The 14,069-nt window shown below is 62.6% G+C and carries 12 protein-coding genes and 1 pseudogene; 5 read left to right on the top strand and 8 right to left on the bottom strand.

Annotated elements, in window-relative coordinates:
* The first annotated feature begins 13 nt into the window (after positions 1-13).
* Both HG549_RS20720 and sbcB read left to right on the top strand, forming a co-directional pair.
* On the top strand, positions 14-373 hold the full coding sequence (locus HG549_RS20720; protein ID WP_170032271.1) for a PilZ domain-containing protein: 360 nt from the start codon (positions 14-16) through the stop codon (positions 371-373).
* 41 nt (positions 374-414) lie between these two features.
* The gene (sbcB, locus tag HG549_RS20715; protein WP_170032268.1) at positions 415-1,848 is read left to right on the top strand and encodes an exodeoxyribonuclease I; all 1,434 of its coding nucleotides are present in this window, start codon (positions 415-417) and stop codon (positions 1,846-1,848) included.
* 84 nt (positions 1,849-1,932) lie between these two features.
* Here the strand turns inward: sbcB and mvaT are convergent, their stop codons facing one another.
* Positions 1,933-2,310: a histone-like nucleoid-structuring protein MvaT gene (gene mvaT, locus HG549_RS20710; protein ID WP_170032265.1), complete on the bottom strand. Its 378-nt coding sequence runs from the start codon at positions 2,308-2,310 to the stop codon at positions 1,933-1,935.
* Between the two features lie 283 nt (positions 2,311-2,593).
* Between mvaT and purU the strand changes: the two genes are divergently transcribed.
* Positions 2,594-3,445 (top strand): formyltetrahydrofolate deformylase, encoded by an 852-nt coding sequence (gene purU / locus HG549_RS20705; RefSeq protein ID WP_023662871.1) that lies wholly within the window; start codon positions 2,594-2,596, stop codon positions 3,443-3,445.
* A gap of 307 nt (positions 3,446-3,752) precedes the next feature.
* On the opposite strand, the gene HG549_RS20700 is transcribed toward purU, so the two are convergent.
* The 5 genes and pseudogenes from HG549_RS20700 to HG549_RS26380 all read right to left on the bottom strand — a co-directional run.
* The gene (locus HG549_RS20700) at positions 3,753-4,748 is read right to left on the bottom strand and encodes a lysylphosphatidylglycerol synthase transmembrane domain-containing protein (protein WP_170032263.1); all 996 of its coding nucleotides are present in this window, start codon (positions 4,746-4,748) and stop codon (positions 3,753-3,755) included.
* The gene (locus tag HG549_RS20695; protein ID WP_170032260.1) at positions 4,745-5,509 is read right to left on the bottom strand and encodes a DUF2334 domain-containing protein; all 765 of its coding nucleotides are present in this window, start codon (positions 5,507-5,509) and stop codon (positions 4,745-4,747) included. Before HG549_RS20695 ends, HG549_RS20700 begins: the two co-directional genes overlap by 4 nt.
* Positions 5,502-6,623: a glycosyltransferase family 1 protein gene (locus HG549_RS20690; RefSeq protein WP_170032256.1), complete on the bottom strand. Its 1,122-nt coding sequence runs from the start codon at positions 6,621-6,623 to the stop codon at positions 5,502-5,504. The genes HG549_RS20695 and HG549_RS20690 overlap by 8 nt, the downstream gene beginning before the upstream one ends.
* A 175-nt stretch (positions 6,624-6,798) precedes the next feature.
* A complete protein-coding gene (locus HG549_RS26385; RefSeq protein WP_372241584.1) occupies positions 6,799-7,563 on the bottom strand; it encodes a methyl-accepting chemotaxis protein in 765 nt (254 codons plus the stop codon).
* Between the two features lie 141 nt (positions 7,564-7,704).
* Positions 7,705-8,529 (bottom strand): annotated as a pseudogene (locus tag HG549_RS26380) (cache domain-containing protein); the annotation flags it as partial.
* 311 nt (positions 8,530-8,840) lie between these two features.
* Between HG549_RS26380 and HG549_RS20680 the strand changes: the two are divergent.
* Positions 8,841-10,316: a helicase HerA-like domain-containing protein gene (locus HG549_RS20680; RefSeq protein WP_170032250.1), complete on the top strand. Its 1,476-nt coding sequence runs from the start codon at positions 8,841-8,843 to the stop codon at positions 10,314-10,316.
* A 239-nt stretch (positions 10,317-10,555) separates the two neighbouring features.
* Here HG549_RS20680 and HG549_RS20675 read toward each other — a convergent pair whose 3' ends face one another.
* Both HG549_RS20675 and HG549_RS20670 read right to left on the bottom strand, forming a co-directional pair.
* The gene (locus HG549_RS20675) at positions 10,556-12,028 is read right to left on the bottom strand and encodes an inorganic phosphate transporter (RefSeq protein ID WP_170032247.1); all 1,473 of its coding nucleotides are present in this window, start codon (positions 12,026-12,028) and stop codon (positions 10,556-10,558) included.
* 314 nt (positions 12,029-12,342) lie between these two features.
* Positions 12,343-12,543, bottom strand: coding sequence for a hypothetical protein (locus HG549_RS20670; RefSeq protein WP_063913241.1), 201 nt, complete (start codon positions 12,541-12,543; stop codon positions 12,343-12,345).
* A 487-nt stretch (positions 12,544-13,030) separates the two neighbouring features.
* On the opposite strand from HG549_RS20670, the gene pcaR reads away from it, so the two are divergent.
* Positions 13,031-13,921, top strand: coding sequence for a pca regulon transcriptional regulator PcaR (gene pcaR, locus HG549_RS20665; protein ID WP_225931900.1), 891 nt, complete (start codon positions 13,031-13,033; stop codon positions 13,919-13,921).
* Positions 13,922-14,069 lie beyond the last annotated feature (148 nt).

Here is a 14,069-nt window from a genome sequence, read left to right as displayed (position 1 = left end):
CTGCACTGCGATCATGTTCAACAAGCGCTACATAGAACGACACCAGCTACCCTGTGTTCTCAAGGTGTTCAACCGCTTTACCGGCCAGCTCATCGGCCAGTTGGGTAACGCCTCCGAAGACGGGCTGATGCTGATCAGCCAACTGCCGGTGCTGGTAGGGCCCGACTACGAATTGCAATTGCGCTTGCCGTTGGTCGGCGGCGGGCATCAGTTCGTCAACCTGACTGCCAGTTGCCTGTGGTGCCGCGAAGACCAGACACCCGGCCATTACGATTCCGGTTTCATGCTGCTGCAAACGCCCCGCGAGTACGATGAATTCGTCGCTTCGTTGCGCGACTATTTCAGTTTTCTTCCCGCCGACGCTTCGGTCTGAGGCTGCGTTAGAATCGGTCGACCTCGATACAGGACGACCCCGTGACCTCCAGCATTTTCTGGCACGACTACGAAACCACCGGCATCAACCCGCGCTGCGACCGGCCGTTGCAGGTGGCCGGCGTGCGCACCGACTTCGACCTCAATGAAATCGACGAGCCGATCAGCCTTTATTGCCGGCCCTCCGACGACATCCTGCCGCACCCGGCTGCCTGCCTGGTAACCGGCATCACCCCGCAGCAGCTGGCTGAACAAGGGCTATGCGAAGCCGAATTCATGACCCGGGTGCATGAGCAACTGGCCCAGCCAGGCACCTGTGGTGCTGGCTACAACACCCTGCGCTTCGACGACGAAGTGACCCGCTACAGCCTGTACCGCAACTTCTTCGACCCCTATGGCCGTGAATGGCAGGGCGGCAACAGCCGCTGGGACCTCATCGACATCGTGCGCACGGCGTACGCATTGCGCCCTGACGGGATCGAATGGCCGCAGCAGGACGGGCGTGTCAGCCTGCGCCTGGAACTGCTGAGCAAGGCCAATGGCATCGACCATGGGCATGCCCACGAAGCACTTTCCGACGTGCGGGCCACCATCGCCCTGGCCCGTCTGATACGCCAGAAACAGCCGAAGTTGTATGAATGGCTGTTCCAGTTGCGCAGCAAGCATAAAGTCATGGAACAGGTCCGTTTGCTGCAACCGCTGGTACATATATCCGGGCGCTTTTCAGCGGCCCGCAACTACCTGGGTGTCGTTTTGCCACTGGCGTGGCACCCGCGTAATCGCAATGCGCTGGTTGTCTGCGACTTGCATCAGGAAACCCTACCTTTAATACGGGAAAGTGCTGAAGTTCTACGCCAGCGCTTGTATACCCGCCATGAACAACTGGCCGAGGGTGAACTACCCGTGCCGTTGAAACTGGTGCAGATCAACCGCTGCCCGGTACTCGCGCCACTTTCCGTACTGCGCCCGGCCGATCAACAACGGCTAGGCCTGGACTTGACCGCGCTGCAATTGCGCGGCGAACAACTGGCCCAGCAACAGTTGCAATGGCAAGACAAACTGCAACACATCTACGGCGAGGAAGACTTCGCCGCGAACGACGACCCGGAACAACAGTTGTATGACGGTTTTCTTGGCGACCGTGACCGCCGCTTATGCGAGCAAGTTCGCGCGCTGGAGCCGGCGCAGTTGGGCCGTGGCCAGTGGATGTTCGACGACCCGCGCCTGCCGGAATTGTTGTTCCGCTACCGGGCGCGCAACTTCCCCGACACCTTGAGCAGTGAAGAGCGGCAACGCTGGTTCAGCTTCTGCCAGCAGCGCCTGAGCGACCCGAAATGGGGCGCGCCGAATACCCTGGGCGACTTCGAGCAGGCGCGCCAGCAGGCCTGGGCGGGCGCTGACGAGGCGGGGCGGCGTGTGCTGGAGGCCTGGCATGAGCACGCCCGGCAGTTGCAGGCCAGGTTTGCCATTGGCTGAGTGCCAGGGAAAACGCAGGCAAACAAAAACGCCGGCAGGGTGCCGGCGTTGTTGCTGCGATAAGCAACAGGCGTAGATGGACAATCAGTCCAGCAGGGTCGCCCAGCTTTCAACCACATCGCCACCCCATTTGGCTTTCCACTCTTTCAGGGTCTTGTGGTTGCCGCCTTTGGTTTCAATCACTTCATTGTTGTGTGGGTTCTTGTATTGCTTGACCTTGCGCGCACGCTTGGTGGCGGTAGTCTTGACGGCACCGCGAGGCGCTTTGCTCAGTTTCGAATCGGGGTCGAGCAGGGCAATCACGTCGCGCAGCGACTTGGAGTATTCGCCCATCAGGTTGCGCAGTTTGCCTTCGAACTCCAGTTCTTTCTTCAGCTTGTCATCCTGCGACAGATTGGCCAGGCGAGCTTGAAGTTCCTTGATGGCTTCTTCGGTGGCGCGGTATTCGTTGATCAGGGACATGGAGTGTTCCTTAATGCGTGTTCAGAAATGTGTGGGCCAATAATAGACAGGCGATCCGCTCAAGTAAATATATTATTGGGCGGTTAACTGTTAATTAAGCTGTGACAACATTTCTCTAGGTGAACAAAAATTTACATTTAACCCCTGCATTTGTCCTGTCTGTCAGATGCTCTGCACAGCGCGCAGGGTAAGCCTCACAATCCCGGGCGGCTGCGATCAATACTGCGTTTTTGCTGGCGGGCCGCTAGAATGGGCGCCTTTGCGAAGTTCTGGAGTCTCATTCATGCGCACCTATCGTCTGGTGATCGCCTGCCCCGACCGTGTTGGCATCGTGGCGAAAGTCAGTAATTTCCTGGCCTTGTACAATGGCTGGATCAACGAAGCCAGCCATCACTCCGATGAGCAGAGTGGCTGGTTCTTCATGCGTCATGAAATTCGCGCCGAATCGCTGCCGTTCGGTATCGAAGCCTTCCGCGAAGCGTTCGCGCCGATTGCCGAAGAATTCTCCATGACCTGGCGGATTACCGACTCGGCGCAGAAAAAGCGCGTGGTGCTGATGGCCAGCCGCGAATCGCACTGCCTGGCCGACCTGCTGCACCGCTGGCACACCGATGAACTGGACTGCGAGATCCCCTGTGTAATCTCCAACCATAACGACCTGCGCAGCATGGTCGAGTGGCATGGCATTCCGTTCTTCCATGTACCGGTCGACCCCAAGGACAAGGCCCCGGCATTCGCCGAAGTGTCGCGCCTGGTGCAGGAGCACGCTGCCGATGTGGTGGTGCTGGCTCGCTACATGCAGATCCTGCCGCCGCAACTGTGCCAGGACTATGCCGAGAAGGTGATCAACATCCACCACAGCTTCCTGCCGTCGTTCGTCGGCGCCAAGCCTTACCACCAGGCTGCGCTGCGCGGCGTCAAGCTGATCGGCGCGACCTGCCACTACGTCACCGAGGAGCTCGATGCCGGCCCGATCATCGAACAGGACGTGGTGCGCGTCAGCCATGCCGACAGCATCGATGACATGGTTCGCTTTGGCCGTGACGTGGAAAAGATGGTGTTGGCCCGTGGCCTGCGCTATCACCTGGAAGACCGCGTGCTGGTGCATGGCAACAAGACCGTGGTATTCGACTGAGACAACTGGGTTGTCGGGATACCCTGGGGCTGCTTTGCAGCCCATCGCGACACAAGGCCGCTCCTGCAAGAGATGCGCGACGCAATGGCGGAACGCGATTTCTTGCAGGAGCGGCCTTGTGTCGCGATGGGGCGCAACGCGCCCCCGGCAATCCTGGAGGGAACATCAATGACCAAGCAGCGCAACCAACCCACCGCCGCCCCCCCGCCGACCCTCGGCGAAGGCTGCCTGGCCCGCTACGACCCAGAAGCCCTGGCCGACACCGACGGCACCGAGTTCCCCGGCGCCGCCGAACTCTGGCAGCAGCTCAACCAAGCTGACGCCGCCGCCAGCGCTCCAGCAACGGCCGCGCCAGCAGAAACACGAATACCGGCCCACCCGCCAACAGGTAGAAGTAGTAAGTAACCGCCCGCCATATCACGATCGCCGCCGCCGCGGTCGAGCTGCCCACCAAGGGTGTCAGCAGGCTCGCCGAGGTCAGCTCGGCGGCACCGGCACCGCCCGGCAGCAGGCTGAACTGGCCAGCGCTGAGCGACAGCATCTGCACCAGAAAGCTGGGTATCCATGCCAGGTTCACCCCCAGCCCCTGCAACACCAGGTACAACACGCTGTAGCGCAGCCCCCAGTGCACGCAGGTGAGGGTGAAAACCAGGATCAGCGTGCGTTTCGGCAGGCGCCAGGTTTGCGCCAGGGCATCGATGAAGTGCAGCAGTTTGCGCGCCCAGCGGCGTTTGCGCTGCGGGCTCATGCCCAGGCGGTGCAACAGGCGGCCATTCAGGCGCATCACCGTGCGCCGGTAGCGCAACAGCCCAAGCACCCCGGCCAGGGCCGTGCACAGGAGCAACGCGCTGCCCAGTAGCATGCCTTGCTGGCTACGCCCCAGGCTGTGGAACAAGGCGTAGCCGGCAATCGCCAGCATGGCGCAGAAGAAGAACACCAGGTCGTTCAACTGGTCCATGGCGAACACCGCGCCGCTGCGCGCCGGGCCGATCCGGTCGCGGGCCAGCAGGGCCATCAGCGCCAACGGGCCGCCGCTGCCGCCGGGCGTGGTGCAGATGGCGAACTCGGTGGCCATCACCACACCCAGGCTGCGCAGGCGCCCGAGCCTTGCACCTTGCTGGCCGAGCAGCAGGCGCAGGCGAAGGGTATTGATCACCCAGCACAGCAGGATCATGCCAAACAGGGTCAGCAGCAAGCTCGGATCGAAGCGTTGCAGCCTTGGCAGCAGCCCGCTGCCACCGAGCAAGGCCGGCACCAGCACCGCGCCGAGCAGGGCCAGGCCCAGCCATGCCAGGCGGTTCATGCGCCGACCTTGCGGTCCAGCCAGGCCGACTTGGTCAGAGGTTCGCGGCCCTGGGCCAGGAGGTTGCGCAAGGTGTTCAACCAGTAGTCGCGGGAGCTGCGATGGCGCATGTCCACCGGGTGCAGGCCCAGGCGCAGGGTTTCGGCCTCGCGCCAACGCCGGCATTGCCAGTCGCAGACCCACCGTGACAGGCCGCGGCGCCAGGCGCTGCGGGCACTCCAGACCAGGCCTGGGGCCTCGACCGCGGTGAACTCCGGCAAGCGATACAGGTGCTGCGGCGTGCTGGTGTAGCGCAGCGGCAGCTGACGCAAGGCCTGGCGGGTACCTTCGCTCATCAGCCAGGCGGGTGCGACAAAGCCGGCCACTGGCCACCCCTGCTGGCCGAACACGGCCAGGCCGTGCTGCAGGCGTTGCAGTGCCTGTTGCTGGTCGAGCGCGTAGAACTCGCCTTCATGGGTATAGATGCGGCGCATGAAGTACTCGCCGGGCGTGCGCGGCGGCGGGCCGTCATCGGCATGGTAATAGCCGTGCAGCGCCAACTCGTCGCCTTGTGCCAGGCGCCGTTCGAGCAGACGGCAGAAGGCGGGCGAGCGCAGCAGGGGGTTGCGCTGGTGAAAGTCCGGTACCACCAGCCAGGTCATGGGCACGCCGCCGATGGCGTCGACTGCCTGGACGAAGGGTTGGTAGTCCGGCCAGGTCTCGGGGGCCACATCGTGCAGCACCAGCATCAGGCTGCGCGCACCTGGCAATGGCTCAAGCATGGGCGCGAGCCTGCGGCTGGTGGCCGAGCACGGCCTGGTAGTGCTGCAGCAGGCCGGCAACCACATTGTCCCAGGAATAATGCTGTTCGACATGGCGGCGGGCCTGTGCCCCCAGTTTGCGTACGCCGGCCTCAAACGCCTCGCGCACGGCGTCCGCCATGGCCTGGCCATCGTTCGGCCGGCACAGGCGCCCGCAGTGTTCGTTGACGATCTCGCCGAATGCACCGGCGCGCACGGCCACCACCGGGGTGGCGCTGGCCATGGCTTCGAGAATGACCAGGCCGAAGGTCTCCTGGTCGCCGGCATGCACCAGCAGATCAGCGCTGGCCATCAGCCTGGCGACTTCCGGGGCAGGGCAGAAGTGGTCGATCACGCTGACGTTCTGCGGCACGTTGGCCGGCATGTTCGAGCCCACCAGCAACAGGTGGTAGGGGCGGCCAAGGTGCTGCATGCAGTCGAGCAGTACCGGCAGGTTCTTTTCCCGCGAGCCACGGCCGGCATAGATCAGCAACCGGCTGGTGTCGGCAATGCCCAGTTCGGCACGCAGCTGCGGGTCCCGCCGGCTGGGGTGGAAGGTGCCCAGGTCGACGCCCAGGCGCTGCACATGCACGTCCCGCACGCCCAGCCGGCGCAGTTTGTCGGCCATGACCTGGCTGGGCGCCAGGACCCGGTCGAAATTGCCATACAACTTGCTGACGTAAGCTTCGACATTGGGCGTGAACCAGTTGCCCATGCGGTTGCTGACCAGCAGTGGCAGGTCGGAATGGTAGAAGCCGATCACCGGCACATTCAACTGGCGCCTTGCTTCCAGCGCAGCCCAGGCGGTGAGGTAGGGGTCGCCGACTTCGATCAGGTCAGGCTTGAGCTTGCGCAGTACGTTGCACCAAGGGGCCAGGCGTACCGGGAAGCGGTAGCCGTTGCCGAATGGCAGCGGCGGTGCGGGCACCTGGTAGATGCCATCGGCATGTTGCGCGCTGGCGCCGGGTATCAGCAGGCTGTGGCGCACGCCGTGGATGGCGTCGAGGCGGTGGTGTTTGGCATCAAGATAGGTACGTACGCCGCCGCTGGCGGGGGCGTAGAACATGGTGATGTCGGCGATGTGCACGATCAGCATCCCTCCGGGATCGTCTTCGGGTCTGTCATCCGGCGGTAAAGGGCCGGCGATGACGCGCCTTAAAGTTGACCTATCAGAAGGATAGTTTGTTCGATCGGGGTTGGGCGGGGTAAGGCGGGGAGCGGTGTCGGCTCATTCACGGGCGTGCCCGCGAAGAAGCCGACGCGGTCCTGGGTCAGATACGGAAGCTGCCCACCAGGTGCTTCAGGCGGCTGGCCTGTTGCTCCAGGTCGGAACAGGCGCGCAGGGTGGCCTGCAGGTTCTCCACGCCCTCCTGGTTGAGCATGTTGATTTCGTTGATGTCCATGTTGATCGCTTCGACCACGGCGGTCTGCTCTTCGGTGGCGGTGGCCACCGACTGGTTCATCCCGTCGATTTCGCCGATGCGCACGGTAACGCTGTCCAGGCGTTCGCCGGCCTGGTTGGCGATCTGCATGCTGTCCTGGCTGTGGCGTTGGCTCTGGTCCATGGTCTCGACCGACTCGCGGGCGCCGACTTGCAGCTCTTCGATCATGGTCTGCACCTGCTGCGCCGATTCCTGGGTGCGGTGGGCCAGGTTGCGCACCTCGTCGGCGACCACGGCAAACCCGCGCCCGGCCTCGCCAGCACGGGCCGCTTCGATGGCCGCGTTCAGCGCCAGCAGGTTGGTCTGCTGGGAAATGCTGGTGATCACCTCGAGGATCTGGCCGATGTTGACGGTCTTGCTGTTCAGCGTCTCGATGTGCGCGCTGGAGGTGACGATCAGGTCGGACAGGCGGTTCATCGCCGCAATGTTGCGCTCCACCACCTGTTGCCCTTCTTCAGCCAGCAGGCGCGCCGAGCTGGCGTGCTGCGAAGCCTGGGCGGCGTTGCCGGCAATTTCCTGGGCCGCGGCGCCCAGTTCGTTGATGGCCGCGGCCACGCTGTTGGTGCGGTTGGCCTGCTCGTCGGAGTTGGTCATGGACGAGTTGGAGGCGCTGATCACCCGCAGCGCCACTTCGTTGACCTGCTCGGTGGCCGACGACACTTCGCGGATCGAACTGTGGATACGCTCGACGAAACGGTTGAAGGCGCTGCCCAGGATGCCGAATTCGTCGTGGTTGTGGATACGCAGGCGCTTGGTCAGGTCGCCTTCACCTTCGGCGATGTCCTCCATGGCGCGGGTCATGGTGTGCAGCGGCTGCATCAGCACACGGATCAGCAGGCCGAGCAGGCCGATGATGATCACCACCGCCACCAGCGTGGCGATCACGGCCGAGGTGCGGAAGGTGCTGAGCATCGAGAAGGCCTTGTCCTTGTCCACCGACAGGCCGATGTACCAGTTGGCCGACGGCAGCCCGGTGATCGGGGTGAAGGTCAGCAGGCGGGTCTGGCCATCGCTCTGCACTTCGGTCAGCTCACCGGTCAGTTTCGGCGTGTGCTGCGGGAACAGGTCCGACAGCGACTTCATCACCAGGTCTTTGTCCGGGTGCACCAGGATCTTGCCCTGGTCGTTGACCAGGAAGGCGTAGCCCATGCCGCCGAAGTTCAGCGAGTTGATGATCTGCACCAGGCCGTCGAGGGCCAGGTCGCCACCGACTACCCCGACATTGCCGGCGATCTTGCTGATGATGCCGATGACCATCTTGTTGGTGGCCATGTCGATATACGGCTCGGTCAGGATGGTGCCGGTGGCATTCATGCCGTCTTTGTACCAGGGGCGGGTGCGCGGGTCGTAACCGTCCGGCATCTTCGTATCGGGGCGCACGCTGAAGCCGCCATCGACCTTGCCCGCGTAGACCGTGAGGAAGCTCGAAATAAGGGCGTTCTGGCCCAGCAGGGTGTCGGAGCTGGCCGGCTCCTGGGCGATGTTCTGTGCCAGGTTTTCCACCAGCTTGATACGGCCGTCGAACAGGTTGCGGATATTGGTCGAAGTGGAATCGCCCATTTCAGCCAGATAGTTTTCCAGGTCTGCGCGGATCGCATTACGCTGGAGGTAATCGTTGTAGAGCGTGAAAAGGCTGAAGGCGAGGATCACGATCAGTGATGCGGCCAAAAGGATCTTGTGGCTGAAACGAAGGCTTTTGTTCATGGCGTAATCGGTTCCGCTAAGGTGTTGTATCAGGCGTTTGCACGCGTGGCGTCGCAGCCGTGCAAGATCCCGAAAAGTCCCTTTTCGGTTGTCCCTCTCTATTAAGGCGAATATCACCCACTGGTATCGGCCGAACTAAGGCAAAGCTTGAGAAGAGGATTAAAGAGATGTCGGAAATTTCGACCATCGTTGTAGGTGCTGGCCCGGATGGCCAACCAGTCGGGCAGGCGATGAGGCTGGCCAACCGCCATGGCCTGGTAGCGGGTGCTACAGGCACTGGCAAGACTGTCACCCTGCAGCACCTGGCGGAGGCGTTCAGTGATGCGGGAGTGGCGGTGTTCGCCGCCGATGTCAAAGGCGACCTGTGTGGCCTCGGCGCTGTCGGCGCGCCGCAGGGCAAGGTGGCCGAACGCATCGCCGGTATGCCTTGGCTGGGGCACCGGGCGCAGGCCTACCCGGTAAGCCTGTGGGACATCGCCGGGCAGTCCGGGCACCCGCTACGCACCACCCTCAGCGAGATGGGGCCGCTGCTGCTGGGCAATTTGCTGGAGCTGACCGACAGCCAGCAGGCGGCGCTGTATGCCGCGTTCAAGGTGGCCGACCGTGAAGGCCTGTTGCTGCTGGACCTCAAGGACCTGAAAGCGCTGCTGGCGCACCTGAAGGACAATCCGCAACTGCTCGGCGAAGACAGTGCACTGATGACCACGGCTTCCACCCAGGCCCTGTTGCGCAGGCTGGCTACCCTGGAACAGCAGGGGGCCGAGGCGCTGTTCGGTGAGCCGGCATTGCAGCTCGAGGACCTGCTGCGAGCAGACCCGGATGGCCGTGGGCGCATCCACTTGCTGGACGCCAGCCGCCTGGTGCACGAGGCACCCAAGGTGTATGCAACCTTCCTGTTGTGGCTGTTGGCCGAGCTGTTCGAGCAGTTGCCGGAGCGCGGCGATGCCGACAAGCCAGTACTGGCGCTGTTCTTCGATGAAGCGCACCTGCTGTTCAACGATACGCCCAAGGCCTTGCAGGACCGCCTGGAGCAGGTGGTGCGGCTGATCCGCTCCAAGGGGGTTGGGGTGTACTTCGTTACCCAGTCGCCAGGGGACTTGCCGGATGCAGTGCTGGCGCAGTTGGGCTTGCGCATCCAGCATGGCTTGCGGGCATTCACCGCCAAGGAGCAGAAATCGCTGCGAGCGGTGGCAGATGGCTTCCGCCCCAATCCGGCGTTCGACACCTTGGCGGTGCTGACCGAGCTGGGCATTGGCGAGGCGTTGATAGGGACGCTGGAAGAAAAGGGCACGCCGGCGATGGTGCAGCGCGTGTTGGTGGCACCGCCGCAGTCGCGTATCGGGCCGCTGAGCGCCGTCGAGCGTAGTGCGCTGATTGCGGCTTCCCCATTGGCCGGGCGTTATGACAAGCCGGTGGACCGTGAATCGGCTTATGAAATGCTCAGCCAGCGCAAGGGCGAGCCGGTAGAGCCGGCACCACAGCCCCAGGCGGACGAGGAAAGTTTTGCCGACAAGGCCGGCGAGTTTCTGCAGAGTGCGGCCGGGCAGGCGATCAAGTCGGCGGTGCGTCAGGCGGCCAACCAGTTGGGGCGACAGCTGGTGCGGGGGCTGATGGGGTCGTTGCTGGGGGGCAAGAAAAGGTAGGTTGCCTGTACCGGCGCCTTCGCGGCCTGCGCTGTACCTGGAGCGGCCTTGTGTCGCGATAGGGCTGCGCAGCAGCCCTATCGATTGCAAACCAATCGGTTGAACCAGACGTTTCCCGCTCACCATCCTGGGGCTGCTGCGCAGCCCTATCGCGACACAAGGCCGCTCCTACAACAGGCGTGCATGTTTGCGGATATGAAAAAGGCGCCCTCAGGCGCCTTTTTCATTGCGGTTGTCACTCAGCCAATGGCTTTGGACGCCAGCCAGAACAGGCCAGCCGCCAGGCCCATCGACGCCGGCAGGGTCAGGACCCAGGCCAGCAGGATGGTTTTCACGGTGCCGCCTTGCAGGCCGCTCTTGTTGGCGACCATGGTGCCAGCCACGCCGGACGACAGCACGTGAGTGGTCGATACCGGCAGGGCGAACACGTTGGCCATGCCGATGGCGCAGGCCGCAGTAATCTGCGCCGACATGCCCTGGGCATAGGTCATGCCCTGCTTGCCGATCTTCTCGCCAACGGTCAGCACCACGCGCTTCCAGCCAACCATGGTGCCCAGGCCCAGTGCCAGGGCGACTGCCACGATCACCCAGAACGGTGCGTATTCGGTGGTGGCGGTCAGGTCCTTGCGCAGTTTTTCCAGGTCGGCCTTTTCACGGGCCTCCAGGCCTGGCAGCTTGCCGACCTTTTTCGCGGTGTCGTCCAGGCACAGCAGGTAGCGGCGCACTTCAACGCGTTTTTCAGCATCCAGGCTGTGGTAGTCGGTTACGCCCTGCAGCGAAGACTGCAGCGCGGCGATGGTCGGCTCGGTCTGTTGCGGGTTGCAGCTGAACTGCTCCGGCAGGTCGCTGGCATTGGCCTTGCCCAACGCCAGGAATTCGCCCAGGGTGGCGGCATTGCGTTGGTAGAACTGGCTCATGTGCAGGGTGGCGTCGCGGGTACGCTCAATCTGGTAGGTGGTGCTGTTCAGGTCGAGGACGAACTTGGCCGGGACGATACCGATCAGTACCAGCATGATCAGGCCGATGCCTTTCTGGCCATCGTTGGAACCGTGCACGAAGCTCACGCCCATGGCCGAAACCACCAGTACCAGACGGTTCCAGAACGGCGGGTGCTTCTTGTCGTCGAGCTTGCGGCGCTGTTCGGGGGTCTTGTGCATCTTCGACAGCGGGCGCCACCACTTCAGGCCAATCAGCACCAGGGCTGCGACGGCGAAGCCGGCCATCGGCGAGACCACCAGCGACATGGCGATGTCGATCGCCTTTTGCCAGTTGACGCCATCACCAAGCGGGATGTCGTTGATCAGCGCGTTGGCCAGGCCGACACCAAGGATGGAGCCGATCAGCGTGTGCGAACTGGAGGCCGGGATACCGAAGTACCAGGTGCCCAGGTTCCAGGTGATGGCCGCAGCCAGCAACGAGAAAACCATGGCCAGGCCGTGTCCGGTGTTCACGTTGATCAGCAGCTCTACCGGCAGCAGGTGGACGATGGCATAGGCCACCCCGACACCGCCGAGCAGAACGCCAAGGAAGTTGAACACGCCGGAGAAGAACACGGCGAGGTGCGGCGGCATGGCTTTGGTATAGATGACGGTGGCTACCGCGTTAGCGGTGTCATGAAAGCCATTGATGAACTCGAAGGCGAGTACGAAGGTCAGGGCGAGCAGCAAGCTCACCAGTACCCAGGCATCCAGTCCGCTGAATAATTCGATCATGAAGGTTGTCTGGCGGTCATAGGGGGGCGGGATTATGCCAGAAAACCGCGGCAATCGATGCATCTGCTACAGACCGATGGCAGCCTTCCGGCAGTGAACTGAATCTGCGCGGGGAGCCGAGTGCCCAGGGAAATGTCGGCCAAAACGCTTGAAACAGGGCAAAAAATGGCAAAAGCATGAGGAAAATGCCGCTTTTGGATCATTCAAACGGCTGTATGAAATTTGTGTAATTCCATTTCACTCATCGGCTTGGCGGTAAAGATCGAGCGTGCCCGGGCTGGCCGGGCGACGACCCGCTGCTGGCGAGGCCGTGCTCAGGGATTATCGCTGCGCAGTTCCTTTTCCATGCGTTCCAGTTCCTGGCTGAAGGCCTGGTCACGCACGCTGGCACGCTTGCGCCAGGGTTTGCGTTCCGGATCCGGTTGTGCGGCGTAAGTCGTGACTTCACCACCGTAGACGTCCTTGTAACGTTCAGCCTGGCGCTCGAGTTCTGCGCGCAGTTCATCTTTCGTCACATGCAGTACCTGATATTAAGTTTGATGACTGTTTGTCATGCGCAGTGCAGTGTGCGCATGCGTGCTGGCCACGCTTGCGTGATACAGCGGAAGGTTCATTGCCGCGGCAGCGCCATGGCCTGCGCAAGCGATTATAGCAATCGCCATTTCGCCGGACATCGTTATTTACCCAACCGTGACATATCTGACATTAACTAATGAACGCTACCCGACAATAGCCTGCACTCTTCGTACAAGTTCGAAAGGCAAGGCGGATAAAAGTTCGTTCCAGTACCGGCGTGAGGGGGGCGGGCATGCAATGAAAAACGGCCTCGCCTGAAAGGCGAGGCCGTTGCCTGGGACTTCTACGGTGGGTACCTGACCAGTCTCTCCAAAGAAGCCACAAGTGGCCTGAGAAAGGTATAAGCAAAAGTGTCAGCGGTCAATTGCGATTATCGGCCGTTTGTTCGATAATCGCACGAGCTGGCGACTTTTTTTGAGGTATGCAATGAGCGACGAAACCCTGGCCAACGATTCCGTCAATCCAGAGTCGGCCACTCCAGAGCAGGCACGATCTGTCTCGACAGCCCTGGCTCCACCGATCGTGGCTTCCCCGGCCAAGCGCATCCAGGCCTTTACCGGTGACCCGGACTTCATGACCTCCCTGGCCCGTGGCCTGGCCGTGATCCAGGCTTTCCAGGAGCGCAAGCGCCACCTGACCATCGCCCAGATCAGCCACCGCACCGAAATTCCCCGGGCTGCGGTGCGCCGTTGCCTGCATACGCTGATCAAGCTGGGTTATGCCACCACCGACGGGCGTACCTATTCGCTGTTGCCCAAGGTGTTGACGCTGGGGCATGCATACCTGTCATCGACGCCGCTGGCGATTTCTGCCCAGCCATATCTGGATCGCATCAGCGACCAGTTGCACGAGGCGGCCAACATGGCCACCCTCGAAGGTGACGATATTCTTTATATAGCCCGCTCAGCCACGGTGGAGCGGCTGATTTCGGTCGATCTGTCGGTGGGTGGGCGCTTGCCGGCCTACTGCACCTCGATGGGGCGCATCCTGCTGGCGGCGATGGACGATACCAGCCTGCGCGAGTACCTCGAGCGCGCCGACCTGAAGGCGCGCACCAGCCGTACCTTGCACGACCCCGAGTCGCTGTTCGCTTGTATCCAGCAGGTACGCGCCCAGGGCTGGTGCGTGGTCGACCAGGAGCTGGAGCAGGGGCTGCGTTCGATAGCGGTACCGGTGTATGACGCTTCGGGGCAAGTGTTGGCGGCGTTGAACGTGAGCACGCATGTGGGGCGGGTGACGCGCAGCGAGCTGGAGCAGCGCTTCCTGCCGATTCTGCTGGCGGCCAGCCGCGACCTTTGCCACCAGTTGTTTGGTTAAGCCCGCTGCGGGCGCTTTGCGCCCAGCCCGCCGGCAAGCCTGGCTCCGACAGGTCAGCGCCAGCCCGGTATTTCGCGACAACCTGTGGGAGCCGCGCGATTGCGACGCAAAACGGCCGCTTTCAACTTTAGAACAGGCAAAACCCTTT

It is taken from the genome of Pseudomonas sp. SK (assembly GCF_012975065.1).
In the GTDB taxonomy this organism is placed as follows: Bacteria; Pseudomonadota; Gammaproteobacteria; order Pseudomonadales; family Pseudomonadaceae; genus Aquipseudomonas; species Aquipseudomonas anuradhapurensis.
Note: the sequence above shows the minus strand (reverse complement) of the source record. Positions and strands in the feature narration are given on the sequence as shown.